This is a genomic window from Sphingomonas sp. Leaf34, assembly GCF_001421805.1.
GTDB lineage: Bacteria > Pseudomonadota > Alphaproteobacteria > Sphingomonadales > Sphingomonadaceae > Sphingomonas.
In genome coordinates this window covers 140,935-166,208 of the sequence record NZ_LMLC01000001.1, presented here as the reverse complement: position 1 = coordinate 166,208, position 25,274 = coordinate 140,935, and the positions used below count along the sequence as shown (strand labels likewise).

Below are 25,274 nucleotides of genomic sequence, written 5' to 3'. Positions count from 1 at the left end.
TCCTAACGAAGATGGCTTTCGAAAAAGTAACCGTCCCGATCGAACCTTCGCCCCGTTTCGGGCGCGTCGCCAAGCTTGGTGATGCCGATCCCGTTCGACGTGCGATCCCCGCAGGCGCGCGGATCGGATACTGGACCGCGCCGGATCGCTGGACGCTGCGCCGGTTCGACTGGCCCGCCGCTCATCCGCGCGGCCGCCTGCTGTTCCAAACCGGGCGCGGCGATATCTTCGAGAAATACCTTGAAACGCTGGCCCATTTTCACGCGTGCGGCTGGTCCGTCACGGCGTTCGACTGGCGCGGGCAAGGCGGCTCCGGGCGGCTGTCGGGCAACCCGCGGGTCGGTCACGTCGATGACTATGCGGTGTACGACCGCGACCTTGCCGCGTTCTGGACGGACTGGAGCGTTGAGGGCGAGGGGCCCAAAATCGTGCTGGGCCATTCGATGGGCGGCATGATGATCGTGCGGGGTCTGGCGGATCGATCGATCGATCCCGCGGCGGCGATCCTGGTCGCGCCGATGATCGGGCTCAAATCGCCGATCGGTGCGGGTATAGCGGGGCGGGTCGCACGCTGGATGGCGTCGTTCGGCGACTCGGCGCGAGCGGCATGGCGGACCAATGAACGTCCCGGTTCGGTCGCCTCGCGGCAATCGCTGCTGACGCACGACGTGTCGCGCTACCGGGACGAGGGGTGGTGGCAGGACCGGCATCCCGATCTGCGGCTCGGACCGCCGAGCTGGACCTGGCTCGCGCAAGGTTTTGCCGGCGCCGCCGCGCTCGCGGTCGATCCGCGCATCGAATCGATCGTGACGCCGGTGTTGATGCTCATTGCAGAGGCCGACAAGCTGGTCGACCCGCGTGCGGCGCTGCGACTTGGCGCACGCCTGCCCGACGCACAGATCGTCCGCTTCGGACGCGAGTCGGCACACGAGATCCTGCGTGAAGCAGACATCGTCCGCGATCGCGCACTGTCGGCGATCGATTCGTTTCTCGACGCGGTGGTGCCACCGCGGTGACGAAACGCGTCTACGATATCGCCATTGTCGGTGCCGGCATGGCCGGCGCCAGTCTCGCGGCGGCGATCGGATCGCGCGCGCGCATCGTGGTGCTCGAAGCCGAGGACACGCCCGGCTATCACGCAACCGGTCGCTCGGCGGCATTCTGGTCCGAAACCTATGGTGGACCGGCGATCCAGCCGCTTACCACTGCCTCCGGCCCGATTCTTAAGGCTGGCGGACACCTCGCGCCACTCGGTTCGCTGCACATCGGTCGCGCCGAGGATGCTGGGGCAATCGACTCGTTCCTCACGGAATTCGCCGACAGCGATGTCACGCTCGACCGCGTCGACCCCGCCTCGTTCGTTCCCGGCCTTCGCCCCGAATGGGCGCTGGCAGTCCAAGAGGCGAGTTGCGCCTATATCGACGTCGCCGCGCTCCATGCCGCGAGTATCGCCACCGCGCGCCGCACCGGCGCGGATTTTGTCAGCGATGCCGCCTTCATGGGTGCGACACGCGCGAGCGGTGTCTGGAGTATCGAGACGAAAGCCGGCAACTTCCACGCCTGCACACTCGTCAATGCGGCCGGCGCCTGGGCGGATGATGTCGCGATCCGGGCCGGCGTCCGCCCGCTTGGCTTGCAAGCTTATCGCCGGACAATGGTGCAACTCCGTACCGACCCCGGCGCCCCCGCGGGACTGCCGCACATCGCCGACATTGCCGGTCGGTTTTATTTCAAGCCTGAGCCGGGCGGGCGGCTGTGGCTGAGCCCGCACGACGAAACTGCGAGCCAGCCGTGCGACGCAGCACCGGAACAGATCGACGTCGCGATCGCCATCGAACGGTTCGAGCATGTCGTCGATTGGCGCGTCGCCGCGGTCGAACGGAGTTGGGCGGGCTTGCGTACCTTTGCCTCTGATCGCCTGCCGATCTACGGATATGACGTGGACGTACCCAGCTTCTTCTGGTGCGCGGGGCAGGGCGGCTTTGGTATCCAGACCGCCCCCGCCGCCGCGTTGCTCGCCACCGGTCTTCTGCTCGGCACAAGTGCGGATCAGACCGTCGCGGCGATCGACCCCGCGCGTTATTCACCTCATCGGTTCTAAGTTAGCCTGCCGCCGTCCTTCACCTAGGGTAAGCGACACGGCGCACGAGTTCTTGATCGAGCAGCGAGTATGTCGCCAAGTTCACGTACAACGGCGAACGATGTTCTGAACCGAAGGCTATTCGAGCAAGTCCGGTGCCCGGAATGCAATCGAGTCGATCCTCAAGAACGTCCCCACTGCGCCGGTCGACGAGGCCTGACCTTTCGACCGAGCCGAACCCGTTCTGTTGGAGCTCGATCGCGCTGGGTTGGTCGTCAAAATCCAGGAAAGAGCGATCGGTCCACTTGGCTAGAACCCGATAAGCCATAAACGGCGGGGCAATTTTATAGCGCGATAAGGAAATAATTGGCGGTAATGCGGCGCAGGTGTCTCGCGGATGTTGAGCGTGAGTGTAATGGGCCATTCTGTCTCGGGAGGCGCGGTATACTTCATCGATGCGTACGGCGAACTGATCCTTACCGAGCTTATCTATATTACCTTCTTGGTAGAGCACGCGACCGTTCATCCGTGCCGATAATCCGTGCATGCGCGTCTACGATCGCCGCAGCGTAGTCATCATCGATCATACATCGAACCGCGACTCCTACTGGCGAGGGATAGGGCGGTCGAACACGCCGGTCGGCGACGCTATTGGGGGGCGGCGCACTCGCCGTCGAATGGTCGCGGTCCTACTCTTCGGCCATCGCCGGGTGATGCCGCCAGCGGGTCATTTTGTGCGCCCCCGGCGTCGGTCCGGACGAGACTGGAGACGTCGGCGTGACGAAAGGGGCCTCATCATCAAATTCGTCTGGTTGCTGGCCTTTGCCGAGGTGAATCGTTGCAGTCCTAAGACCTAGCGCCGCCCCGCCGCCACCGCGGCATCGCTCGCCAGCTTGTCGGCGCGCTCGTTTTCCGGGTGCCCGGCATGACCCTTGACCCATTGCCACTCGATCTGGTGCCGCGCGACCGCGGCGAGCAGCGCATGCCACAGCTCCGCGTTTTTCACCGGCTTCTTGTCGGCGGTCTTCCAGCCGTTGCGCTGCCAGCCCTTCACCCACTTGGTCAGGCCGTCCATCACATATTTGCTGTCGGTGTATAGCGTCACCGCGCACGGCCGCGTCAGCGCGTTGAGCGCCTCGATCGCCGCGGTCATCTCCATCCGGTTGTTCGTCGTCGGCGATTCGCCGCCCGACAATTCCTTTTCGTGCGCCCCCATCCGGATCACCGCGCCCCAGCCGCCGGGGCCCGGATTACCCTTACAAGCGCCATCGGTAAAGATTTCGACCTTGGTTATGGAGATGGCAGCTTCGTCAGTCATGCAAACAGATCGTCCTTGAAATACGTCTCGAGCCGCCGCCAATAGGCGAGCGGATCCTTGCGCGTCACCAGCGCATCCGCCGGCGTATTGAGCCAGTCCCACGCCCGCGTCAGCAGGAACCGCAAGCACGCGCCCTGCGCGAGGATCGGCAGCGCCGCGCGCTCGGCGTCGGACAGCGCGAACTGGCCGGCATAGCCATCGATCAGCGCCTTGCCGATCGCCGCATCGTAATTCTCGCCATTCCCGTCGAACGCCCAGGACGTATGCATGACGGCCAAGTCATAGGCGCGGATGTCGGTGCACGCGAAATAGAAGTCGATGACCCCGGTCACCCGGTCGCCAAGCATCAGCACGTTGTCGGGAAACAGATCCGAATGGATGGCCGCCATCGGCAGGTCGCGCGGCCACTGCGCCAGGACTGACTTCAGCGCGGCCTCGGTCCGGTCGAACAACCCCGGTGCGATCGAATCGATATCGCGCCCGCATCGCGCGAGGAATGGCCCCCAGGTGTCCGCCCCGAGCGGATTGGCGCGGGTCTGCGTAAAACCGGCGAGGCTAGTGTGCATGTGACCCATCGCCGCGCCCGCTGCATAGGCCTGAGCAGCGGTGGGATGTGACACCGACACGCCGGTCAGGAACTCAATCAGGCACGCCGATCGCCCAGCCAGCTGCTGGATCGCGACGCCGTCCCGGTCGGGCAGCGCGCGCGGCACCGGATTGCCGTCGCTGGCAAGATGATCAAGCATATCGAGGAAGAACGGCAGGTCTTCGGTCGACGTGCGCTCCTCGTACAGCGTCAGGATGTAGCGGCCGGCGGTCGTCTCGACGAGGTAGTTGCTGTTCTGCACTCCCTCGGCGATGCCCTTGGCGGACAGAAGCTCGCCATGGTTGTAGCGCGCGAGAAAGCTGCCCAGCGCCTCGGCCGAGACCTGCGTATAGACCGCCATGCTAGGCGGCCGACTCCAGTCCGCGCGGCAGCTTGAACGCGATCGTTTCGCGGTTCGTTTCGACCTCGCGCTCGGACACTGTGAAGCGCTCGGACAACCGGTCGACCAGTTCGCGCACCAGCAACTCAGGGGCCGATGCACCGGCCGTGATCCCCAGCGTGCCGACGCCCGCCAGGAAATCCCAGTCGAGTTCGCTCGCGCGCTGGATCAGCATCGCCGGCGTCCCCTCGCGCTCGGCGACCTCGACGAGGCGGACCGAGTTGGACGAGTTCGGCGCGCCGATCACCAGCACCGCATCGACACTGTGCGCGATCGCCTTCACCGCGGTCTGGCGGTTCGACGTCGCGTAGCAGATGTCCTCGCCGCGTGGGGGGAGCATCAGCGGGAAGCGGCGCTGCAACGTCGCCACGACGGCGGCGGTATCGTCCACCGACAGCGTCGTCTGCGTCAGGAAGGCGAGGTTGGCCGGATCGGCGGGCGCGAACATCTCGGCATCCTCGACCGTCTCGATCAGCGACATCGCGCCCGTGGGCACCTGTCCGAACGTGCCGATCACCTCGGGATGCCCGGCATGGCCGATGAACACGATATGCCGCCCCTGCGCCACGAGCCGCTCGGCCTGGCGGTGCACTTTCGACACCAGCGGGCAGGTCGCGTCGAGATATTCGAGACCGCGATTCTGTGCATCCAGCGGCACCGACTTGGGCACGCCGTGCGCGGAGAACACGACCGGGGCGCCATCGGGCACCTCGTCGAGTTCCTCGACGAAGATCGCGCCCTGCGCCTTCAGCGTGTCGACGACGAACTTGTTGTGGACGATCTCGTGGCGGACATAGACCGGCGCGCCATGCTTCTCGATCGCCAGTTCGACGATCCGGATGGCACGGTCCACGCCCGCGCAAAAGCCTCGGGGTGCTGCGATCAGCAGTTCGAGCGGCGGCTTGTCGATTGAGCTCATGATGCGCCAGCCTCTACGCGATTGCTTGCCTGGACGATAGCCGGTTCCTATGGTGTCCGCCGACCAGGGAGCGCGTGCCGTCGCGGTGCTCCCTTCGCTCGTTCGAGAAGGTACGCGTTTCCGTGAAAGCCCCCATCCTTGCCGTATCGGCTGTCGCTGTTTTCTTGAGCGGGTGCGCCGGCAAGGGCGAAGTCGACGCGACCGGCGGCATCTCCGCAGTCCGCTCGGTCTGCCCCCCGGTCGCGATCCCGGCGGCGACGGGTGACATCACGCTGTTCGATCCGGCCGGCAGCCGCGACCAGTCGGCGATCGACGTCGCCGCGCTGATGACCAATGTCCGCTCGACCTGTGCCGACGCGACCGACCAGATCGTCACCAGCGTCACCTTCGACATCCGCGCGCGGCGCAATCGTACCGACGCGCCGCGCGACGTGACGCTCCCCTACTTCATCACCGTCGTGCGCGGCGGCAGCGCCGTCGTCGCCAAGCGCATCGGCCGCGTCGCGTTGCACTTCGATGCAGGGCAGGCGCTCGCCTCGACCTCGGCGACCGCGTCGGCGACCGTGGCGCGCTCGGCGGCAACACTGCCCGACGACGTCCGCGAGAAGCTGACCCGCAAGCGCAAGGCCGGCGATCAGGACGCAGCCGTCGATCCGCTGAGCACCCCCGAAGTGCGGCAGGCCGTGTTGCGCGCAAGCTTCGAGGCGCTCGTTGGCTTCCAGCTCACCGACGACCAGCTCAAGTACAACGCCACGCGCTGATCTTGTACGATGGCCTAGAGGCTGTTCCCCCGCGAAGGCGGGGGCCCGGTCTCAAACGTCATCGCCTGCAAACCTGGCCCCCCGCCGCCGCGGGGGAACAGCCAGCGCATTTCTTCGCAGCACCCGAAACCCTCGATTGACTAAGATTGTGCGCCGCGTCACAACTTGGCGCGTCGATGTCGGGCGACCGGCATGGCACCGCGCGGGAGAGCGTTTCCTGGTCCTTTGAGGGCTGGCCTGAAAAGGGCAGGGAACCGCCGAAGGAGCAACCACCCCGGAATCTCTCAGGCACCAGAGACCGCGCGGGGCTGATCGACACTCTGGAAAGCGTCCTGGCGTAAGCCGAGGGCCACCGAAGGGGTAAGCGCTGGACAAGTCCCGCGCGAAAGCTCTCAGGTTCCGTGACAGAGGGGGTTCGGATCGCTGCACCACCGGGTGCTGCGCGCCCCTTCGACGGAGACCGTAATATGAGCGACCCCGAACTGCGCGATTACGCCAGCATCATCGATCAGGCCGACGATTACGTCGAGCCCGAGGTGCTGCCGTTGCCGCTCGACGCCTGGCACCGCGCGCAGGGCGCGCGGATGGTCGAGTTCGCCGGCTATCAGATGCCGATCCAGTATGACGGCATCATGGCCGAACACGCCTGGACGCGCGAGTCGGCCGGCCTGTTCGACGTCAGCCATATGGGCCAGCTCGTCTTCTCGGGCGAAGGCGTCGCGCACGCGCTCGAAACCGTACTGCCGGGCGATATTGCTGGGCTTGGCGAGGGCAAGATGCGCTATTCGCTGCTGCTCGCGCAGGATGGCGGCATCCTCGACGACCTGATGGCCACGCGCCTGCCCGACGATCAGCCTTCGCCCTTCTCGGCGCAGGACGTCGAGCCCGAGGCGTACGACCCGCTTCATCCGTCGCCGACCGCGAGCGGCAGCTTCTATGTCGTCGTCAACGGCGCGACCAAGTATGACGATGTCAGCTATCTGATCGAGCATCTGCCCGACGACGTCACGATCAACATCCTCGAGGACCAGGCGCTGCTCGCGGTGCAGGGCCCCAAGGCGGTCGACGCGGTTGCTCAGATTGTCCCCGGCATCGACAGCCTCGTGTTCATGACCGCGGGCGCGTTCCACTGGAACGAGGTGCCGCTCTGGATCAGCCGCTCGGGCTATACCGGCGAGGACGGCGTCGAGATTTCGCTCCCCGCCGAACATGCGGTCGCCTTTGCCGACGCGCTGCTGGCACTGCCCGAGATCAAGCCGATCGGCCTCGGCGCGCGTGACTCGTTGCGCCTCGAAGCCGGCCTGCCGCTCTACGGCCACGATCTCGATCCCGAGACCACGCCGGTGATGGCGGACCTCGGGTTCGCGCTGTCCAAGCGTCGCCGCGAGGCCGCCGATTTCCCCGGCGCCGAGCGTATCCTCACGCAGCGCGAGCAGGGTCCCGCCACCAAGCGAGTCGGCCTGATCGTCGAGGGCCGCCAGCCCGCGCGCGAAGGCGCCGAGGTGATCGACGACGCCGGCGCGCCGATCGGCCGCCTCACCAGCGGCGGCTTCGCGCCGACGCTCGGGAAGCCGATCGCGATGGCCTATGTGCCGCTCGCGCTGGCGACCCCCGGTACCCGCATCGAGATCGCACAGCGCGGCAAGGTCCATACCGCGACCGTCACCGCAATGCCCTTCATTCCCCACCGCTACGTCCGCGCAGGAGCCAAGTGATATGAGCCGTTTCTTCACGCAAGATCATGAATGGGTCGATGTCGACGGCGATGTCGGCACCGTCGGCATTTCCGAATATGCGCAGAGCCAGCTCGGCGACGTCGTGTTCGTCGAGGTCCCCGAGGCCGGCAAGCAGCTGACCAAGGGCGCCGATGCCGCGGTCGTCGAATCGGTCAAGGCCGCGTCGGACGTCTATTCGCCGGTGTCGGGCACCGTCATCGAGGGCAATGCCGCGCTCGCCGACGATTCGAGCCTGGTGAATTCGGACGCCGAAGCCGCGGGCTGGTTCTTCAAGCTGACGCTCAGTGACCCGAGCGAGCTCGACAGCCTCATGGACGAAGCCGCCTACGCCGCGTTCGTCGAAGGCCTGTAAGTCCTAAAACCCCCTCCCGCTTGCGGGAGGGGTCGGGGGAGGGGCTGGTCCAGTCGCTCCCCGTCTCATTCCCTCCCCCGACCCCTCCCGTGAACGGGAGGGGAGGAGACTAGAATGCGCTACCTTCCCCTGACCCAGCCCGACCGCGAGGCGATGCTCGCCGTCATCGGCGCCGCGACGATCGATGATCTCTTCGTCGACGTGCCCGAGGCCGCCCGCCTCGACGGCCCCGTCCGCGACCTGCCGATGCACGCCTCCGAAATGGCGGTCGAACGCCACATGTCGGCGCTCGCCAAGAAGAACCTGACCGCAGGGGAAGCGCCGTTCTTCCTCGGCTGCGGCGCGTACAAGCATCATGTTCCCGCCAGCGTCGATCACCTGATCCAGCGCGGCGAGTTCCTGACCGCCTATACGCCCTACCAGCCCGAGATCGCGCAGGGCACGCTGCAGATGCTGTTCGAGTTCCAGACGCAGGTTGCGCGGCTGCTCGGCACCGACGTCGCCAACGCGTCGATGTACGACGGCTCGACCGCGTGCTGGGAAGCGATCGTGATGGCGCGGCGCATCACCAAGCGCGGCAAGGCGATCCTGTCGGCGGGTCTTCACCCGCACTACGTGTCGGTGTCGAACACGATGGCCAAGTTCACCGGCGACGTGCTCGACACGACCGATCCGCGGCTGGTGCCCGAGATGGACCTCGACCGGCTGATCGCGAAGATCGATGACGATACGTCGTGCGTGGTCGTCCAGTATCCCGACATCCTCGGCCGCATCGCCGATCTGCGTCCGCTCGCGGATGCGTGCCATGCCAAGAAGGCGTTGCTGATCGCGGTCGTCACCGAGCCGGTCGCGCTGGGCGCGATCACCTCGCCCGGCGAGATGGATGCGGACATCGTCGTCGGCGAAGGCCAGTCGCTCGGCGTCGGCCTCCAGTTCGGTGGACCCTATGTCGGCCTGTTCGGGTGCAAGGACAAATATGTGCGCCAGATGCCCGGCCGGCTCTGTGGTGAAACCGTCGACGCCGATGGCCGCCGCGGGTTCGTGCTGACTTTGTCGACGCGCGAGCAGCATATCCGTCGCGAAAAGGCGACGTCGAACATCTGCACCAACTCGGGGCTCTGCGCGCTGGCCTTCTCGATCCACATGACGCTGCTGGGTGAAGCGGGCCTGCGCCAGCTCGCCGCGGTGAACCATGCCGGTGCCGTGGCCGCGGCCGAGCGGCTGTCGCAGATCCCCGGCGTCGAACTGATCAACGACAGCTTCTTCAACGAATTCACGGTGAAGCTGCCCGTCGAGGCGCGCCCCGTCGTCCGTACGCTCGCCGATCGCGGAATCCTCGCGGGCGTCTCGCTCGGGCGGCTTTATCCCGGCAAGGACGATCTCGCGAACGGCCTCGTCGTCGCCGTGACCGAAACGACCACCGCGGAGGACGTCGAAACGCTTGCCACCGCACTATCCACCGTACTTGGGGAGATACTGGCATGAGCATCAACCAGAGCGGCTGGCGCCCGACCGCGCCCGAGCAGGGCAAGGGGAACGTCCCCGCCAGCGTCACCGGCAACAAGGCGCTGATGCTCGAGGAAGCGCTGATCTTCGAGATCGGCGACAGCCACACCACCGGCGTCGACTTCGATACCTTTGGTTCTCCTGCGAACGCAGGAGCCCAGGGTGCCAAGGACGCCGCTCGTGACCCTGGATTCCTGCGTTCGCAGGAAAACAAGCTGGGCGGATTGACGCGCGCCAACCCGATCGGCCTGCCCGGTCTGTCGGAGCCCGAGACCGTCCGCCATTACACCCGCCTGTCACGCCAGAATTACGGCATCGATCTCGGCTTCTTCCCGCTCGGCTCGTGCACGATGAAGCACAACCCGCGCCTCAACGAGAAGATGGCGCGGTTGCCCGGTTTCTCCGACGTCCACCCGCTCCAGCCGGTCGACACGGTGCAGGGCGCGCTCGAGGTCATCCACCAGCTCGCGCACTGGCTCGTCACGCTCACCGGCATGACCTCGGTCGCGATGAGCCCCAAGGCCGGCGCGCATGGTGAACTGTGCGGCGTCCTCGCGATCCGCGCCGCGCTCGAGGCCAAGGGTGAGGGGCATCGTAAGATCATCCTCGTCCCCGAGAGCGCGCACGGTACCAACCCCGCGACCGCGGCATTCGCCGGCTACAGCGTGGAGGATATCCCCGCCACCGCCGAGGGCCGCGTCGACACCGCCGCGCTGAAGGCACGCCTGGGCCCCGACGTCGCGGGCGTGATGATCACAAACCCCAACACCTGCGGCCTGTTCGAGCGTGACATGCGCGAGATTTCGGATGCGGTGCACGCGGCGGGCGGCTTCGTCTATTGCGACGGTGCCAACTTCAACGCGATCGTCGGCCGCGTCCGTCCGGGCGATCTCGGCATCGACGCGATGCACATCAACCTGCACAAGACCTTCTCGACCCCGCATGGCGGCGGCGGTCCGGGTTCGGGGCCGGTGGTGTTCTCGGCGGCATTGACCCCCTACGCACCACTTCCCTTCGTGGAAAAGCAGGGTGACCAGTTCGTCCTGATCGAAGAAGAGAATGCCGACGAGCATCACGCCGGCAGCTTCGGCCGGATGGTCGCGTTCCACGGCCAGATGGGTATGTTCACGCGTGCGCTAACCTACATCCTCAGCCACGGCGCCGATGGCCTGCGGCAGGTGTCCGAGGATGCGGTGCTCAACGCGAACTACATCCTGCGCAGCCTCGACAAGACGCTCGACGCGCCATTCGGTCGTTCGGGGCCGTGCATGCACGAGGCGTTGTTCTCCGATTCGGGGCTCGCCGAGGGCTTCTCGACGATCGACGTGGCGAAGGGGCTGATCGACGAGGGCTTCCACCCGATGACGATGTATTTCCCGCTCGTCGTCCATGGCGCGATGCTGGTCGAGCCGACCGAAACCGAATCGAAGGCCGCGCTCGACCAGTTCATCGCGGCGCTCCGCTCGGTCGCCGAACGCGCCAAGGCGGGTGACGCGAGCCTCAAGACCGCCCCGCATTTCGCCCCCCGCGCGCGCCTCGACGAGACGCTCGCGGCACGCAAGCCGGTGCTGGTCTGGAAGGACCCCGCGCCGCTCGCCCAGGCGGCCGAGTAACGATACGCTCCCCGTCTAGTTCGGGACCACCGGGCAGGGCGGGGGGCTATGCGTTCCATCTCGATGCGAGCGCGATCACCGATATGCTATTTGCGCTCGCCCCTTACCTATTCGCCACGCAGCGCCTTCAAATGTACCTCCGAGCAAAGCGCATGCTGTGAAATGTACTAGTCGGATGAAATCGGTATCGATGTTGATCGAGAGCAGTAAGGTCGTCGAAAATACCCGGACATTTCTGGCGAACCGCAGCGTTGACTGGCGCCAACAAGGCTTTGCGGAGAGATCGACATGGCGGTTAAATTTGCGGGAACGATGAACGCGATCAATCGCGGACTGGATGCTACCAAGCCGGCCAAGGGTGCCGACATGGTGGAAGACTGGGAGGCCGCGCTGGCAGATGTCGAGATCGCCGGAGCAAAGGGAATCCTCCGCGATCTCGCCTCGCTGCGCAAACAACTCGAAAAGGAGACGCCGGACGCCGACCGCGTGCACGCGTTGCTGCACCGACTGGGAACCGCGACGACCAAGATCGCCGATAAATCTGACAAGTCGCAGGACAAGCTCAAGACACTGGGTCAGGCGCTGACCGAGGCCGGTGAGGACTCACCGGACGAAGAAGAGGATACCGAGGCCGCCGCAAGCCCGAAGCGCGCGCGCAAAAAGGCCTGACGACGCAGCCGTGGCGCGCCCCGATCCCGGCGCGCCACGATGTGTCAGGAAGTGCTAGATCGCGCCCGGCTCGAGCGGTTTCGACCGGGGCGGAGCACGAAAGGCCTCGAAGCCCTTCGGTAAAGCCGCATCCACCGGTTGCGGGAGAATTCGTCCAAACCTGTTCGCCGTCGCCACTATATCGGGTGCAAGGCGTACGGCCGCTTCGATCGGCTGGACCAGGCGCGCCAAGGGCGTCGACATGGTATCCAGCCGCGGCTGGACATAGTGCAGCGCCCAATCCCGCGTCGCCTCGTCCGTCAACCGAGCGATGAGCAACGCTCGCGCCGATGCGATGTCGCCCCGGCAGACATGCACGTCCATAGCGGCGCCCGGCAGGATCGCCTCGGCGAGCACCACTTCGGCGGTGGCCCGTTGCGCCGCGGCGCCTTGATTGGTGCGCCACAACGCACAGGCGCGCCACGCCTGCACGCTGGTCACGGCAGAACGATTGACGTTGCTGCCAAGCGTGCGCGCGCGGGCCAGAAACGTATCGGCACGTGCCAGAACGTCGGGCCAGTTCGTCGTCATGCTGGCGAGCGTCAGATATGCGCCGTCGATGTTGAGCGCGTTGCCGCTGTCTTCAGGTGGCATCGACGCGGCGACCTTGGCGAGCAGTGCGCGTGCTTCGACGCCGCGATCCATAGTCGCCAGAGCACGTGCGACGATCGGCGCGAGGAACTCGGCCCCGTTCTGCGCGGCGCCCGGTTGAACGCGTTCGAACATGGGCAGGAACAGCGTGACGATGGTGGGAAACGCTTGGTAGCGGGCCAGTTGCCGTGCGTACGGCGTCGCGGTCTCGAAATCGTCGGCGGCGGTCCAGCCGGCGCGCAGTTCGTTCAGATAGCGCAGTGACTGCGCGGCGAGGTCGGCGCCCGCCCACTCGGTGATCCGCGGCCACAGTGCTGCATAGCGACGGTCGACATATAAGGAGAGCAGGTCGTTCGGATTCCCGATGGCGGTCACGGTCTGGATCGCGTCGGCATCTTGCCTGTTGCGGATCGCCTCGCGGATGCGCGCGAGCGCCGCCGACGAGCGTTCGGGCGCAAGGCCCGCGCTGAAGCCGATCTCGTCGAGCCGCGCGCTGATCCGGTCCGCTCGGACACGATCGCCGATATCGGTCAGGCGACCGACCAGCGCCAGCATCAGATATCGGTCGCTCGTCCGCGCGTAATCGGGTGATTCCCGGCTTGCCTCCATCCAGAGGTCGGCGGCACGCTGCGGCGCCCCCGCGAACGTGTAGACGCCGGCGGCGACGAGTTTCGGACGTGGATCGTCGGGGAGCAGGCGCAGCGCTTCCTCGACCGCGGCGACCGCCGGCCCGGCATTCCTTGCCGACGCCAGCACGCCTGCGCGGACCGTCTGGACCATGCCGCGCAACGGCGTCGGCCGCGGGAGCTTGGCAAGCACCGCGTCGAGCTTCGCGAGGTCGGGCGGCCGGCCGGCGACAGCCGAGGCCGCCTCGGCCATCACCGCGCGATCCGCCGGATCCGTGGTCATGGCGAGCGGGTCTGGCACCTGTGCAATCCCCGGTACGGCAACCGCGAGCAGCAGCGCCGTGGCCACGGCATATTTCATTCCACGTCTCCCTCGCGACCGATCGGACCACAGGTGCGGATGACTGTCCATCGCCGACGGTATCGCCAGACTATCACCCCGCGTTTGTCATGACTTCGCCGCGAACCGTGCGTATGGGCAGCGCGTGATCCGCCTCAGCTATCGCCCCACCCGCCTCGGTCCTGTCCCTGCCGGCCTCGCCCTGGCGTTCGCGCTTCTGGCGACGCCTGCATACGCGCAACAGCAGGACGAGCAGCTATGGCTACAGGTCAATACCAACGTACCGATTGCCGACCGCCTGCGCATCACGCTCGAGCAGATCGCACGCGGCAGCGACCGGCAGGGCGGACTGTACCAGACCGAATTTGGCGGGCTGCTCGGCTATCGCGTCGCGAAAGGGATCGAGCTCGGCTTCGGCTATCGCAAGGTCGGCGCACACAACGGTAACGATTCCGCCGACGAAGACCGGCTCCGTCAGCAGGTGGTGGCGACGCTGGGTCCGTTCGTCACACGTTTCCGGATCGACGAGCGGTTCAACCCCGGGGGCCGCGAGATCGGGTTCAGGATACGCCCGCTGATCCGATATAATCACCGGATCGGCGCCGGAAAGCTCGCGCTGTTCGTCAGTCACGAGAGCTTCTTCCTGCCCAACACGACGCGCTGGGGGCAACGCCGTGGATACGAACGGATGCGCAACATCGTCGGCTTAGCGGTACCGATCGGCAAGCAGGTCGCTGCCGATATCGGCTATCTCAATCAATATCGTGTGGCGCGGGGCGGTTCGGGCGCGGAAATGGATCACGCATTGACGCTGCAACTGACGATCAACCTGAACGCGTTCGCCGTTCCGCGCGTCCACGACTGACCGGCACGATCAGCCGAGGTCACCAGCGCCGGCGCGGTGGTCAGGCGAGGGCGGACCCACCGCGGGCTTCGTGGATCAGGTCAACGAGTTGCTTGTTGATCGATGCGCCGTGAAGATGAAGATGAACCGCGTCATACCCCTCGCGTCGCAATCGTTGCCGTAGCGCGTTTACCGACTCGCACTCTCCCGAGCGCGCCAGTTCGAAAGCCCGTTCAACCGTGGTGATCTGTCCCGTCATCGGACCGCCCTACGCGTTAACGAAGCGAGCGGCGAGCGCTCATTCATACTAGTGCCAAGTCATTCGAAAAAAGCATTAATCTATGTAAATCTTGCCCGAGCGCTGCCGCGCCCCGGCCAGCCGATCGATAGCATTGTTCTTTGTATGTTCCGCTACAGCGTGTATCGTCGAATGATGAAATTCACGCGACCAGTCCGCGGTGCAACGCGCAATGACGAAAGCCGTCGGTTCAATCTGCCGCAGACCGAGGCAGACGGCGACTGGCTCGACATGCGCGAAGAGATCGATGGCATCGCGCCGATGCTGCGGACGACCGTGACGGTCGAGGCGCCGCGGACGATCATCAGCCGCAATGCATCGCCGGATGTGCCGTTCGACCGCTCGATCAATCCCTATCGAGGGTGCGAGCATGGCTGTATCTATTGTTTTGCCCGGCCGAGCCATGCGTTCCACGACCTTTCCCCGGGGCTCGATTTCGAGACCAAGCTGTTCGCCAAGCCGTCCGCCGCCGCGCTGCTGCGCGGCGAATTGGCAAAGCCGGGCTATGCGGTCGCGCCGATGGCATTGGGGACGAACACCGATCCGTACCAGCCGATCGAAGCGCGCTGGCGGATCACCCGTGGCATCATCGAGGTGCTCGCCGAGACGAATCATCCGCTGACGATCACCACCAAGTCGGACCGGGTGGTCCGCGATCTCGACCTGCTCGGGCCGATGGCGGTGAAGGGGCTGGCGGCGGTGGCGATGTCGATCACCTCGCTCGATCCGAAGATCGCGTCGACCATCGAGCCGCGCGCACCGCATCCCGAGCGGCGCCTTGCGGCAGTGCGCAAGCTGGCCGATGCGGGCGTGCCGGTGTATGTATCGATCGCGCCCGTCATTCCGGCCATCACCGATCACGAAATCGAGGGTCTGATCGCCCGGGCGGCGGAGGCCGGGGCGACGCGGGCGTTCTTCATTCCGGTACGGTTGCCGCATGAGGTGGCACCGCTGTTCCGCGCATGGCTAGACGCGCATTTCCCTGATCGGGCGGGTAAGGTGATGGCGACGATCGCATCGCTGCGTGGCGGCAGGGATAATGACCCGAACTTCTTCACGAGAATGAAGGGACAGGGGCCGTGGGCCGATCTGCTGGCCACGCGATTCCGGATCGCGTGCGCGAAACACGGCCTGAACCAGGAACGGATCGCGCTGCGCATGGACCTATTCCGCGCACCGACGGGGCCGCAGGGGGAGTTGTTTTGACGAGATTGCACCCGACGACCGCCGCGCGACAATGTGGGTGGCGGTGATACACCGCGTGACATCTTTCGATCATTGCGTAGCGAGGCTGGATAGACACGCCCGGTGATCGACGCTTGGCCCGCTCCAAACCGGCACGGCGCTACAGCCGAGGTTTGTACGCACCGCCATTACGCAGAATCGTCGGGTTGCCAGAGTTCGATCGGATTGCCCTCCGGATCATGGATGCGGGCAAAGCTGCCGAAGCCAGGCATGTCCCACTCGGGGTTGGTCATTACCGCGATGCCCGCCGCGCGGAGTGCCGAAATCAGGCCGGCGAGGTCATCGACGCGTAGATTGAGCATCCATGGGCGGTCCACGGGAAAATAGTCGGCGTCGACCGCGAACGGCGCGAAGACGCTCGGCCCGGCTTGGGTCTCCCACGATCCATACGGAACTGAGCCGACGCCGAGATGCTCGACATACCATGCGCGGATTGCTTCCGGGTCTCTTGCCCGGAAGAAAAAGCCGCCGATTCCCGTCACACCCATGCCTGCCCCCCGCGAGCGCGTTTCACCCAAGCCGAGACGACTATACGAGACGCGGAAACCGGCGCAGCCCATAGACTGGCCCATTTCGGTTGCTCCGTGACCGTGTGTTCGAGCCGGCGGCGCCTTTCGATCCGGATCCCGGGCGCGGCCCGAACGCGACCGATCGCAGCAGATCGGCACGCTCAGTAGGCGCGACCGATCAGGACGCGCTCGACCGCCGGCTCGCCCGTAAACACGCACACGCCATCGTCACACCCGGTCTGTCCCATCGGCGCGTTGCGAATGGTGAGCTTCAACCCTTTCAATCGCTCCACGACCTTGTCGAGCGCCGCGCCGGTGGGTTTCGACCAGCGGACGTCGACCCAGCCGGGGTTCTTCATGCCGTCAGCGAAATGCGCCTCGACCGCGGCGAAGTCGTCGGCGGGGACGATGTTGCCCTTCACGCGGTTCATCGATTCCACGTGGAGCGTCGCCTGGACGTCGTGCAGCATGCCCGAGACGTCGTTCACGAAATCGGTCCGGGCAACGGCGTTGCTGTCGAGCTTGCCATCCTCGCGGTACAGGCGATCGCGGCGGATGACCGTGACGTTGCCGCCGGCGACATCACGGCCGCCGACCTCGATCACGATCGGTGCGCCCTTCTTGACCCAGCCCCAGCGCTTGGTCGCGGCCTTGGCGGGCTTGAGGTCGAGCAGCGCGCGGACCGGTTCACCGAGAGCGGACTGCTTCGCCAGTTCGGCCTGGAGCGACTTGCAATAGTCGACGATCGCCGCGTCCTCGGGGACGTCGCGCAGCATCGGCACGATCACAACCTGCCACGGCGCGATCATCGGCGGCACACGCAGGCCGTCGTCGTCGCCGTGCACCATGATGACCGCGCCGATCATCCGCGTCGACACGCCCCAGCTGGTGGTGTTGCACAGCTCGAACTCGCCGCCTGCATTCTGGAAGCGGATATTTTGTGCGGACGCAAAGTTGGTGCCGAGGAAATGCGAGGTGCCGGCTTGCAGCGCCTTGCCGTCCTGCATCATCGCCTCGATCGAGTAGGTCGCGACTGCGCCGGGGAAGCGCTCGTTCTCGGGCTTCTCGCCGGCGATGACGTGGACGCCGAGGCATTCCTCCGCGAAGTCACGATAGACCTCGAGCATCTTGAGCGTCTCGTCGCGCGCTTCCTGCGCGGTGGCATGCGCGGTGTGGCCTTCCTGCCAGAGGAACTCGCTGGTGCGCAGGAACATGCGCGTGCGCATCTCCCAGCGGACGACGTTGGCCCATTGGTTGATCAGCACGGGCAGGTCGCGCCACGACTGCACCCAGCGCGCGAACGCGGCGCCGATGACCATCTCGGAGGTCGGGCGGACGACCAGCGGTTCCTCGAGCTTCGCATCGGGATCGGGCACGAGGCGGCCATAGCCGTCGGCCTTGAGGCGGTGATGCGTGACGACCGCCATTTCCTTGGCGAACCCGTCGACATGCTCGGCCTCCTTCTCGAAATAGGAGAGCGGAATGAAGAGCGGGAAGTAGCAATTCTCGTGGCCGGTCGCCTTGATGCGGTCGTCGAGCAGGCGCTGGATACGCTCCCAGATGCCATAGCCCCAGGGGCGGATGACCATACATCCGCGGACGCCCGATTCCTCGGCGAGATCGGCCTCCGCAATGATGGCCTGGTACCAGGCGGAGAAATCCGCCTCGCGGGTGACGGGGAGTGCGCGCTTTATCATGGTGTGCGCTTATCGCGAACGCGGCGGTTCGTCACCCCATCGTGCCGCATCGGCCGGTTACGAGGGGCGCCTGTAGCCCGCGCCACCGCTGATCCGCGTTCGCATGCCGAGGAGGGGGCGGCGGGGTCGCGAAGATCCGTCGCCGCAGGAGCAGCGGCCGGTCCACGACACGCCGCCGTTCAGCGTCCCGTCCAAATCCCGCCCGATCTGACAACGCCGGAGATCTCTGCCGCAGCCGTCGATTTCCGGACCGCGGATACTCTCTTCGCGACAGGTTTTGCGAAATCCTTCCAACAAAGCCGTGCCGCCATCGAAATGTCATCGCTGCGTCACGCAAGGATAACTAAAGCCGAATCGGTTTTAATGGAGAAAATTTCGTGCTTATCAAATTGCTTGGTGTTCCCACTGGGACGGTCGCGATCAATCGCGACCACATCGCATCGATTGAAAGCGAAGACCGTACGACCACCCGCGTTTCGTTCTCCGGCGGTACGTTTACGCTCGTCACGGGCAAGATCGACGACGTGATCCTGCACATTACCAATCCCCCCGCATCGGCGCTGATCACCTATCGCTGACGCCCACGCGCGGTCATCGGCCCGCGTCTCCAAAGCTCGTCGATTTGCGCGCGGTGGAGCCGAGGAGAATCGAACCCCTGACCTCTGTAGTGCGATTGCAGCCATATCGCGATCTTTAGACGGCGATATGCGTGGTCTGCGCCGCCAGCGTGGTACCAATAACCGTGTCTCGTAGTCGGAGCAGGGAGCTTGCGCATTTCGGCAGCGGGATGCCGATTGATTGTACGCCAATGCTCGAAGAGGCGTTGGTGTTGGTCGGTTATGGGTTTGATACGTCGCTCGGATTCCGCGCAAACGGAACGCGTGACCGTCGCCAGTTCGCTACTGACTTCCGTAAACTAGCGGAACAGGTGGCTGCGGTACGCCGAGGGGCGCACGAAAATAGTGAGCTCGTGCGAGGGGCAGAAACGAAAGCATATGCTGGGACGGTAGCCGTAAGGATACCGAACACAAGCACCGCTGCAGACGAGCCCCCTTTAGCCGTGGAGCCGTAAAGTCGTCGGATATCGAAGCCGGTTGCCCGATCAGGAGCGATCTGGAATCATTCCAGGTGGCGCCTTGGGAGCAGGCGGTGCCGGTGTTCCACGAGGTCTTCCGCACCAGCCACGCCGTGCTGTTGAAGGTTGACCGCGCACGCGTCTGCGGCCTTTTTCCGATTGCCTGAGCCGAGAAACTGCGGGTGCTCGCTGGAGAATCCAATTTCGGGATGGCTGTAAGGAAGCGATCCTCGCCAAGTTCGGCGAGGGGTTTATAGGCTGCCCGGGTTGGTCGTTTGGGGCATCAGGTTTTTGAGGTAATCGCAATCGTTCCGACCATGGCAGCGAATTCGATCGGCGCCGGATCGATCGTGAAAGTCTGCGCGTCGGCAACGCAGGGAGCGACGTCGTATCCGCCACCGGCGTAAGGCGGACGGCTGGTGGGCCGCAATGCGGCTGCAACGCGATCGCCGCCAGAAGACGTCCACGTTTCGGCAAGACTAGACACAGGGCGAGGAGATCAGACGTTGCGCATAATAAAAATCGACTGGACCGCGGACTCGACGATCATGCTCGTAAGCATGTTTGCCGCGTTGCTGCTCGCTACCATTCTCTTGGAGAGAGCCGTCAGGGGGCGCAAGAACCGAGGCGCCAAGGATCGCCTTGGTGAAATCATTGAGTGAAGCCGAACCGTCATATCAAGTGATACGCAGTACAAACCGGGCTGATCTGCCTTTCGACCTTTAGGCGATCTCTGGGCCTGAGGTTGCCGACAGCCCGCCGGCGACCCGTTCATGTCATTGAATGAGGGCAATCTTCAAACGCGATCCGATTGCTTCTGGCTGCGCTGCCGAGTCAGAATGAAGGGGGAGGCCGGGGGCATTACGCTGACGGAGCTTTGGCTGCTTGCCGGTTAAAAAGACATCCTGAGCGCCATGGCATCAAGCAGACTCTCCACGGGTTCGGTTGCGACGGTCTTCGGCCATCCGCCCGTCGATAGAGTCCGCCACGTAGGTCCTCGCGATCGAGCTTGATCACGACCACCGCCCTCCGAGAATCGGCAAAATCGGGCAGAGGCTAACCGTGCAGCGTTTCTCCGGACGATCGTGTTGCACGCCCACCGAACCCATTTGGATGAACGGGGGTAAATCCTTCCGAGATAAGGCGATGGGCTACGGTTACATGCCCGTCGACTGATAGCCGAGGTGCTTCGCCGGTTGCTTAACGGTCATGTCGTCCGGCACCGCCGCGCAGGTTTGCGCTGCCGCCGGTGCGGCCGTCGCGGACCTCGTGCGGGCGGTCTGGGATGCTTTTGGCGCGTTCGGCGATACCCGTTTGCGATACCGAGGGGGGCGTACCGACCGGAGCGAAAGCGCGTCGCACTATATACTGCTGGACGATACCAGGCTCTGCGCGTGGTGGAGCCGAGGGGAATCGAACCCCTGACCTCTGCAGTGCGATTGCAGCGCTCTCCCATCTGAGCTACGGCCCCGCGCGGTTGGCCATAGGCCATGATCGCGCCGTAGCGAATCGCTTTGGGGGATGCAACAGGCTTGGCAAGCCGCGTTCGCCCGGTCGGTCGCACGTCGTCGCACCGCAGCTTCGGGTCGCCGTCAAGCTACCGGAAAGGCAGGAACAATCCTCGCGCTGGGCCTTTGTAGACCCCGGAGTGCACGACGCCGCATACGACGACGCCGGCAGCCGCAGGACAGCAATTAGGAGGTTCTATGGTCTACGAACGCTATACCCGAGATCGTCAGTCTGGCGACTATTACGGTCGGCCGAACTCGCAGGATTATGGTCGTGATTTCCGCTCCGATGGCGGCGATTATGGTCGTTCCAGTGCGCGCGACTATGCTGCCGCCGGCGAGTATGACCGCGATGGCAACCGTGGGCGTGACGACCAGAGCCGCGAACAGGGCGGTCGCGATTATTATGGTGGCCATAATGATCGTCAGCAGCCATCGGGCAGCGATCGCTATGGCCAGTCGCGCTACGGGCAGGGTTCGGGCCAGTCCTACGGCCAGCAGGGCTATGGTCGCCAGGATGCGGCTCAGCAGCCTTATGGCCAGCAGAGCTACGGGCAGGAGAATTACGGCCGGCAGGGCTATGGCCAGCGCAGCCAGGGTTCGGGCGAAACCGAATATCACGGCAGCTATGCGTCGGACGGTCGTCGCTTCGAGGACGTAGGTCGCAACCGCGACGCGGATGACGACAACCGCCGCGGGCCGTCGCGCGGCGATAACCGTGGCTATGGTCGCCAGCCGCAGGGTTACGACTATGACGATCGTGGCTTCATCGCACGCGCGGGCGACGAGGTCCGTTCGTGGTTCGGCGACGACGAGGCGGAGCGGCGCCGCGAAGCCGATGCTCGCTACGACGAGCGGTCCTATGGCAATGCGGATAACCGCAATCGCTCGTCCAACCCGCACGACGATCACTATCATAGCTGGCGCAGCACGCAGATTGCGGCGCTCGACCGCGATTATGACGAGTATCGCAACGAGAACCGCTCGAAGTTCGAGAACGAGTTCTCGTCGTGGCGTACCGAACGCCAGGGGCAGCGCAGTTCGTTGTCGCAGGTGACCGAGCATATGGAAGTCGTCGGCTCCGACGGCAGCCATGTCGGCACGGTCGACAAGGTGAAGGGCGACCGCATTCTGCTGACCAAGAACGACCGCGATGCGGGCGGCGTGCATCACTCGATCCCGTCGCGTTGGATCAAGACCGTCGACGGCAAGGTGACGCTGGCGAAGTCGGCGGACGAAGCCAAGGCGGCGTGGAAGGAAGAAGAGCGCAACTCTGCGATGTTCGAGTATGGCGACCGGACAGGAGGCGACAAGAAGGATGCCGGCACCACCAGTTACGCCTCGACCACCCAGACCGGCAGCGGCAGCGGTACCATGACGGGTTCGGCATCGACCGCTAGCATGTCGTCGTCTGCCACGACGTCGGACACGCTCGGCAAGTCGGGTTCCACTACCTACTAACTGTCTGAGAGCATTAGCCGGCATGGCATATTAGCTGGCCAAGAGGAGCCCGGGCGGAAACGTCCGGGCTTTTTTGCGGGTTGCGTGCCGGGGCGGTTTTGCCATACCCGGTGTACGAAATCCAACGACAGGAGCAAGATTATGGCCCGTGCATGGAGCCTGAAGGCACGTCCGCAAGGCATGCCGAAGCATACCGACTTCGCAATGATCGATCTCGACACGGCTGCGCTCGGTGCCGGCGAGGTGCGTATCGCCAATCGCTGGCTGTCGGTCGATCCGTACATGCGCGGGCGGATGAACGACGTGAAGAGCTATGTCCCGCCGTTCGCGCTGGGCGAGGCGATGCAGGGCGGCGCGGTCGGCGAAGTGGTCGAGAGCAACGACGACGGCATCAAGGTCGGCGACATGGTCCTGCACATGGCCGGCTGGCGCGACGAGGCGGTCGTGCCCGCCGCGCAGGTCCAGAAGCTGCCCGCGCTCGACGTGCCGCCCCAGGCGTTTCTCGGCCAGCTCGGCATGCCGGGGATGACCGGCTATTTCGGGCTGCTCGCGGTCGCCGAGGCAAAGGCGGGCGACACGGTGTTCGTGTCGGCGGCGGCGGGCGCGGTCGGCTCGACCGTCGTGCAGGTCGCCAAGGCCAAGGGCATGACCGTGATCGGCTCGGCCGGCGGCGCGGAGAAATGCGAGTGGGTCAAGTCGCTCGGGGCGGATGCCGTGATCGACTACAAGGGCGACGTACCGGTGGTGAAGGCACTCGGCCAGGCGGCGCCGAAAGGCATCGACGTGTATTTCGACAATGTCGGCGGCGAGCATCTCGATGCGGCGCTGGCGCATGCGAACCTGCATGCGCGGTTCGCGATCTGCGGCATGATCGACGTCTACAACAGCGGCGCGGCCACGCAGCTCAAATATCTCGCGCGGCTGATCGGCAACCGCATCCAGATCCGCGGCTTCATCGTCAGCGATTTCATGAGCCGCGCCGACGAGTTCTACAAGGACATGGGCGGCATGCTGACGGCCGGAACGCTCAAGCGGCAGGAGACGGTCAAGGAGGGGCTCGAGGCGATGCCCGACGCGTTTCTGGGGCTGTTCTCGGGCGGCAATACAGGCAAGATGCTGGTGAAGGTCTGAGGTAAGGAAGCTCAGGGTTCTATCCTCCCCCGCCAGGGGGAGGTGGCACCGAAGGTGACGGAGGGGGAGGACGCGGAGCAGGCGTTTCCCTTTCCGCCCCCTCCGTCTGGCAAGTGCCATCCACCTCCCCCTAGCGGGGGAGGATTAGCGGTCGGCACCACGCCGCCCTACAACCACTTCGCCTGCTTGAACTTCAGATACAGCGCGGAGCACACCACCGCGATGACACCCAGCACGACGAAATAGCCGTATTCCGTCTTCAACTCGGGCATATGCTCGAAGTTCATGCCGTAGATCCCCGCGATCGCGGTCGGGACGGCGAGGATCGCGGCCCAGGCTGCGAGTTGGCGGGTGATCGCGCCGGTCCTCTGCTGTTCGAGCAGGTTGCTGAATTCGAACACCGATGTCAGCACCTCGCGCAACCCATCGACCATCGTCTGCACGCGGCGTACGTGATCGAGCACGTCGCTGAAATAGGGTTTCGCCTCGGTATCGATACACGGCAGGTCGAGCCGGACGATCTTCCCTGCGACCTCGCCCATTGGCCCGAGAATGCGCTGGAAACGGATCATCTCGCGTCTTAGACCAAAGATCCGGACAATTTCGTCGCGGCCTAGGAAGGCGTCGATCGTGCGCTGTTCCATGGCGAGCACCTCGTCCTCGATGCTCTCCATGATCGGCAGATAGCCGTCGACGACATAATCGAGGATCGCGTGGAGGACATAGTCGACGCCGTTGATCAACAGCGTCGGTGCAGCCTCGAGCTGTTCGCGCAGCGCCTTGTGCGAGCGCGCGGAGCCGTGGCGGACGCTGATGATATGGCTGTGGCCGACGAAGATCGCGGTCTCGCCATACGCGATCCTGTCGCCCTCTAGCTGCGCGGTGCGTGCGACAACGAACAGCTGGTTGCCATACACGTCGACCTTGGGCAGCTGATCCGCCTTGAGCGCGTCCTCCACCGCGAGCGGGTGGAGGTTGTACTGCTGCTGCAGCGTCCGCATCTCGTCATCGGTGGGGTCGCAGATACCGATCCAGACGAACTCGGAGCGGTCCGCGGGGCAGTCGACCTTCTCGTCGATCGAGACCGCGCGGACCCGCTTGCCGTGACGATAGAGATACGCAGCGACGACCGTCATGGAGCCTCGGAGTTACACGAACGAAGCCCGCGCCGGTATCAGAACGCCGGCAGCACCGCACCCTGATAATGCTGCGCGATGAACGCCTTGGTCGCCGGACTGCGAAGCGCGGCGATCAGCTTGACGACGCGCGGATCCTTGTCGCCGCCGGGCAGGCCGACGACGAAATTGACATAGGGGCTGTTCTTGTCCTCGATCGCGAGCGCGTCGCGGACCGGGTTGAGCTTCGCATCGAGCGCGTAGTTGGTGTTGATGAGCGCCAGATCGACCTCGCCGAGCGTGCGAGGCAGGGTGGCACCCTCCAGCTCCTTGAACTGCAGGTTCTTCGGGTTGGTCGCGATGTCGTTGAGGCTCGAGAGTGGATTGGTCGGGTTCTTCAGCGTGATCAGCCCGGCCTTTTGCAACAGCAGCAGCGCGCGGCCGCCATTGCTCGGCTCGTTCGGGATCGCGACGGTGGCGCCGTTGGGCACCTCAGCGATCGTCTTCCACTTGCGCGAATAGGCGCCGAGCGGTTCGACATGGACGCCCGCATAGGGCACCAGATGCGTGCCGCGCGAGGCGTTGAACTCGTCGAGATAGGGCTTGGTCTCGAAATAGCTGACGTCGATCTGCTTCTGCTCGACCTGGAGGTTGGGCTGCACATAATCGTTGAAGACGCGGATCTGGAGATCGACGCCTTCCTTGGCGAGCGCGGGCTTGATCGATTCGAGGATCTCGGCATGCGGCACCGCGGTCGCGGCGACGGTCAGCGTCTTTCCGTCCTTGGTCTTTGCGCCACCGCACGCGGCGAGCGCGAGCAGCGAAAGCGTGGCAAGCAGAGTGCGGCGGTTCATG

The 25,274-nt window shown here is 65.0% G+C and carries 22 protein-coding genes, 1 tRNA gene, 1 pseudogene and 2 riboswitches; of the genes and pseudogenes, 14 read left to right on the top strand and 10 right to left on the bottom strand.

Annotated features, from left to right (window positions below):
• Positions 1-11: 11 nt before the first annotated feature.
• From ASF00_RS00835 to ASF00_RS17775, 3 genes and pseudogenes are all read left to right on the top strand, one after another.
• Positions 12-1,016 (top strand): alpha/beta fold hydrolase, encoded by a 1,005-nt coding sequence (locus ASF00_RS00835; protein WP_082463150.1) that lies wholly within the window; start codon positions 12-14, stop codon positions 1,014-1,016.
• Positions 1,013-2,101 (top strand): NAD(P)/FAD-dependent oxidoreductase, encoded by a 1,089-nt coding sequence (locus ASF00_RS00830; RefSeq protein WP_082463149.1) that lies wholly within the window; start codon positions 1,013-1,015, stop codon positions 2,099-2,101. Before ASF00_RS00835 ends, ASF00_RS00830 begins: the two co-directional genes overlap by 4 nt.
• A 59-nt stretch (positions 2,102-2,160) precedes the next feature.
• A pseudogene (locus ASF00_RS17775) lies at positions 2,161-2,300 on the top strand (YegP family protein); the annotation flags it as partial.
• A 633-nt stretch (positions 2,301-2,933) separates the two neighbouring features.
• Here ASF00_RS17775 and rnhA read toward each other — a convergent pair.
• The 3 genes from rnhA to ispH are packed head-to-tail and all read right to left on the bottom strand — an operon-like array spanning position 2,934 to position 5,303.
• Positions 2,934-3,398, bottom strand: coding sequence for a ribonuclease HI (rnhA, locus tag ASF00_RS00820; RefSeq protein ID WP_055872817.1), 465 nt, complete (start codon positions 3,396-3,398; stop codon positions 2,934-2,936).
• Positions 3,395-4,345, bottom strand: a complete 951-nt coding sequence (thrB, locus tag ASF00_RS00815; RefSeq protein ID WP_055872815.1) for a homoserine kinase — start codon at positions 4,343-4,345, stop codon at positions 3,395-3,397. Before thrB ends, rnhA begins: the two co-directional genes overlap by 4 nt.
• Position 4,346: 1 nt before the next feature.
• Positions 4,347-5,303 (bottom strand): 4-hydroxy-3-methylbut-2-enyl diphosphate reductase, encoded by a 957-nt coding sequence (gene ispH, locus ASF00_RS00810; RefSeq protein ID WP_055872813.1) that lies wholly within the window; start codon positions 5,301-5,303, stop codon positions 4,347-4,349.
• Between the two features lie 164 nt (positions 5,304-5,467).
• Here ispH and ASF00_RS00805 point away from each other — a divergent pair, with 164 nt between their 5' ends.
• The 6 genes from ASF00_RS00805 (at position 5,468) to ASF00_RS00780 (ending at position 11,940) form a co-directional block, all read left to right on the top strand.
• Positions 5,468-6,064, top strand: coding sequence for a hypothetical protein (locus ASF00_RS00805; RefSeq protein ID WP_235525522.1), 597 nt, complete (start codon positions 5,468-5,470; stop codon positions 6,062-6,064).
• Positions 6,065-6,257: 193 nt separating this feature from the next.
• Positions 6,258-6,375: riboswitch (glycine riboswitch) on the top strand.
• Position 6,376: 1 nt separating this feature from the next.
• Positions 6,377-6,482, top strand: a riboswitch (glycine riboswitch).
• A gap of 49 nt (positions 6,483-6,531) precedes the next feature.
• Positions 6,532-7,779, top strand: coding sequence for a glycine cleavage system aminomethyltransferase GcvT (gene gcvT / locus ASF00_RS00800; RefSeq protein ID WP_082463148.1), 1,248 nt, complete (start codon positions 6,532-6,534; stop codon positions 7,777-7,779).
• A 1-nt stretch (position 7,780) separates the two neighbouring features.
• Complete coding sequence (gene gcvH, locus ASF00_RS00795) at positions 7,781-8,152, top strand: glycine cleavage system protein GcvH (RefSeq protein WP_055872811.1); 372 nt, start codon at positions 7,781-7,783, stop codon at positions 8,150-8,152.
• A gap of 114 nt (positions 8,153-8,266) precedes the next feature.
• Entirely contained in the window at positions 8,267-9,637 is a 1,371-nt protein-coding gene (gene gcvPA / locus ASF00_RS00790) for an aminomethyl-transferring glycine dehydrogenase subunit GcvPA (RefSeq protein WP_055872808.1), read from the top strand.
• The gene (gcvPB, locus tag ASF00_RS00785; RefSeq protein WP_055872807.1) at positions 9,634-11,271 is read left to right on the top strand and encodes an aminomethyl-transferring glycine dehydrogenase subunit GcvPB; all 1,638 of its coding nucleotides are present in this window, start codon (positions 9,634-9,636) and stop codon (positions 11,269-11,271) included. The genes gcvPA and gcvPB overlap by 4 nt, the downstream gene beginning before the upstream one ends.
• Before the next feature lie 312 nt (positions 11,272-11,583).
• The gene (locus tag ASF00_RS00780) at positions 11,584-11,940 is read left to right on the top strand and encodes a hypothetical protein (RefSeq protein ID WP_055872805.1); all 357 of its coding nucleotides are present in this window, start codon (positions 11,584-11,586) and stop codon (positions 11,938-11,940) included.
• Positions 11,941-11,994: 54 nt separating this feature from the next.
• On the opposite strand, the gene ASF00_RS00775 is transcribed toward ASF00_RS00780, so the two are convergent.
• On the bottom strand, positions 11,995-13,557 hold the full coding sequence (locus ASF00_RS00775; protein ID WP_055872802.1) for a hypothetical protein: 1,563 nt from the start codon (positions 13,555-13,557) through the stop codon (positions 11,995-11,997).
• 124 nt (positions 13,558-13,681) lie between these two features.
• Here ASF00_RS00775 and ASF00_RS00770 point away from each other — a divergent pair, with 124 nt between their 5' ends.
• Complete coding sequence (locus ASF00_RS00770; protein ID WP_235525520.1) at positions 13,682-14,401, top strand: DUF2490 domain-containing protein; 720 nt, start codon at positions 13,682-13,684, stop codon at positions 14,399-14,401.
• Positions 14,402-14,441: 40 nt separating this feature from the next.
• On the opposite strand, the gene ASF00_RS17770 is transcribed toward ASF00_RS00770, so the two are convergent.
• The gene (locus ASF00_RS17770) at positions 14,442-14,639 is read right to left on the bottom strand and encodes a hypothetical protein (protein ID WP_082463147.1); all 198 of its coding nucleotides are present in this window, start codon (positions 14,637-14,639) and stop codon (positions 14,442-14,444) included.
• A gap of 174 nt (positions 14,640-14,813) precedes the next feature.
• On the opposite strand from ASF00_RS17770, the gene ASF00_RS00765 reads away from it, so the two are divergent.
• Positions 14,814-15,884, top strand: coding sequence for a PA0069 family radical SAM protein (locus tag ASF00_RS00765; protein ID WP_055875147.1), 1,071 nt, complete (start codon positions 14,814-14,816; stop codon positions 15,882-15,884).
• A 167-nt stretch (positions 15,885-16,051) separates the two neighbouring features.
• Here ASF00_RS00765 and ASF00_RS00760 read toward each other — a convergent pair whose 3' ends face one another.
• Positions 16,052-16,411 carry a VOC family protein gene (locus ASF00_RS00760; RefSeq protein WP_055872800.1) on the bottom strand — a complete coding sequence of 120 codons (360 nt, stop codon included), beginning with the start codon at positions 16,409-16,411 and terminating at the stop codon, positions 16,052-16,054.
• 182 nt (positions 16,412-16,593) lie between these two features.
• On the bottom strand, positions 16,594-18,129 hold the full coding sequence (locus ASF00_RS00755; RefSeq protein WP_055872799.1) for an aminoacyl--tRNA ligase-related protein: 1,536 nt from the start codon (positions 18,127-18,129) through the stop codon (positions 16,594-16,596).
• Positions 18,130-18,506: 377 nt separating this feature from the next.
• Between ASF00_RS00755 and ASF00_RS00750 the strand changes: the two genes are divergently transcribed.
• On the top strand, positions 18,507-18,707 hold the full coding sequence (locus ASF00_RS00750) for a hypothetical protein (RefSeq protein WP_055872798.1): 201 nt from the start codon (positions 18,507-18,509) through the stop codon (positions 18,705-18,707).
• 1,892 nt (positions 18,708-20,599) lie between these two features.
• Here ASF00_RS00750 and ASF00_RS00745 read toward each other — a convergent pair.
• A tRNA-Ala gene (locus tag ASF00_RS00745) sits at positions 20,600-20,675 on the bottom strand.
• 235 nt (positions 20,676-20,910) lie between these two features.
• Between ASF00_RS00745 and ASF00_RS00740 the strand changes: the two genes are divergently transcribed.
• On the top strand, positions 20,911-22,173 hold the full coding sequence (locus ASF00_RS00740; protein ID WP_055872797.1) for a DUF2171 domain-containing protein: 1,263 nt from the start codon (positions 20,911-20,913) through the stop codon (positions 22,171-22,173).
• A 141-nt stretch (positions 22,174-22,314) separates the two neighbouring features.
• On the top strand, positions 22,315-23,304 hold the full coding sequence (locus ASF00_RS00735) for an NADP-dependent oxidoreductase (protein WP_082463146.1): 990 nt from the start codon (positions 22,315-22,317) through the stop codon (positions 23,302-23,304).
• 167 nt (positions 23,305-23,471) lie between these two features.
• Here ASF00_RS00735 and ASF00_RS00730 read toward each other — a convergent pair whose 3' ends face one another.
• Together ASF00_RS00730 and ASF00_RS00725 are read right to left on the bottom strand one after the other, a co-directional pair.
• On the bottom strand, positions 23,472-24,440 hold the full coding sequence (locus ASF00_RS00730; protein WP_055872795.1) for a magnesium and cobalt transport protein CorA: 969 nt from the start codon (positions 24,438-24,440) through the stop codon (positions 23,472-23,474).
• Positions 24,441-24,478: 38 nt separating this feature from the next.
• Positions 24,479-25,273, bottom strand: a complete 795-nt coding sequence (locus ASF00_RS00725; RefSeq protein WP_055872794.1) for a MetQ/NlpA family ABC transporter substrate-binding protein — start codon at positions 25,271-25,273, stop codon at positions 24,479-24,481.
• Position 25,274: the final 1 nt, after the last annotated feature.

What these genes read in the sequence shown, in the direction of transcription:
- ASF00_RS00835 (WP_082463150.1), top strand. Translation starts at nt 12, where the DNA reads ATGGCTTTCGAAAAAGTAACCGTCCCGATCGAACCTTCGCCCCGTTTC.
- rnhA (WP_055872817.1), bottom strand. Translation starts at nt 3,398, where the DNA reads ATGACTGACGAAGCTGCCATCTCCATAACCAAGGTCGAAATCTTTACC.
- thrB (WP_055872815.1), bottom strand. Translation starts at nt 4,345, where the DNA reads ATGGCGGTCTATACGCAGGTCTCGGCCGAGGCGCTGGGCAGCTTTCTC.
- ispH (WP_055872813.1), bottom strand. Translation starts at nt 5,303, where the DNA reads ATGAGCTCAATCGACAAGCCGCCGCTCGAACTGCTGATCGCAGCACCC.
- gcvT (WP_082463148.1), top strand. Translation starts at nt 6,532, where the DNA reads ATGAGCGACCCCGAACTGCGCGATTACGCCAGCATCATCGATCAGGCC.
- gcvH (WP_055872811.1), top strand. Translation starts at nt 7,781, where the DNA reads ATGAGCCGTTTCTTCACGCAAGATCATGAATGGGTCGATGTCGACGGC.
- gcvPA (WP_055872808.1), top strand. Translation starts at nt 8,267, where the DNA reads ATGCGCTACCTTCCCCTGACCCAGCCCGACCGCGAGGCGATGCTCGCC.
- gcvPB (WP_055872807.1), top strand. Translation starts at nt 9,634, where the DNA reads ATGAGCATCAACCAGAGCGGCTGGCGCCCGACCGCGCCCGAGCAGGGC.
- ASF00_RS00780 (WP_055872805.1), top strand. Translation starts at nt 11,584, where the DNA reads ATGAACGCGATCAATCGCGGACTGGATGCTACCAAGCCGGCCAAGGGT.
- ASF00_RS00775 (WP_055872802.1), bottom strand. Translation starts at nt 13,557, where the DNA reads ATGAAATATGCCGTGGCCACGGCGCTGCTGCTCGCGGTTGCCGTACCG.
- ASF00_RS17770 (WP_082463147.1), bottom strand. Translation starts at nt 14,639, where the DNA reads ATGACGGGACAGATCACCACGGTTGAACGGGCTTTCGAACTGGCGCGC.
- ASF00_RS00765 (WP_055875147.1), top strand. Translation starts at nt 14,814, where the DNA reads ATGAAATTCACGCGACCAGTCCGCGGTGCAACGCGCAATGACGAAAGC.
- ASF00_RS00760 (WP_055872800.1), bottom strand. Translation starts at nt 16,411, where the DNA reads ATGGGTGTGACGGGAATCGGCGGCTTTTTCTTCCGGGCAAGAGACCCG.
- ASF00_RS00755 (WP_055872799.1), bottom strand. Translation starts at nt 18,129, where the DNA reads ATGATAAAGCGCGCACTCCCCGTCACCCGCGAGGCGGATTTCTCCGCC.
- ASF00_RS00740 (WP_055872797.1), top strand. Translation starts at nt 20,911, where the DNA reads ATGGTCTACGAACGCTATACCCGAGATCGTCAGTCTGGCGACTATTAC.
- ASF00_RS00735 (WP_082463146.1), top strand. Translation starts at nt 22,315, where the DNA reads ATGGCCCGTGCATGGAGCCTGAAGGCACGTCCGCAAGGCATGCCGAAG.
- ASF00_RS00730 (WP_055872795.1), bottom strand. Translation starts at nt 24,440, where the DNA reads ATGACGGTCGTCGCTGCGTATCTCTATCGTCACGGCAAGCGGGTCCGC.
- ASF00_RS00725 (WP_055872794.1), bottom strand. Translation starts at nt 25,273, where the DNA reads ATGAACCGCCGCACTCTGCTTGCCACGCTTTCGCTGCTCGCGCTCGCC.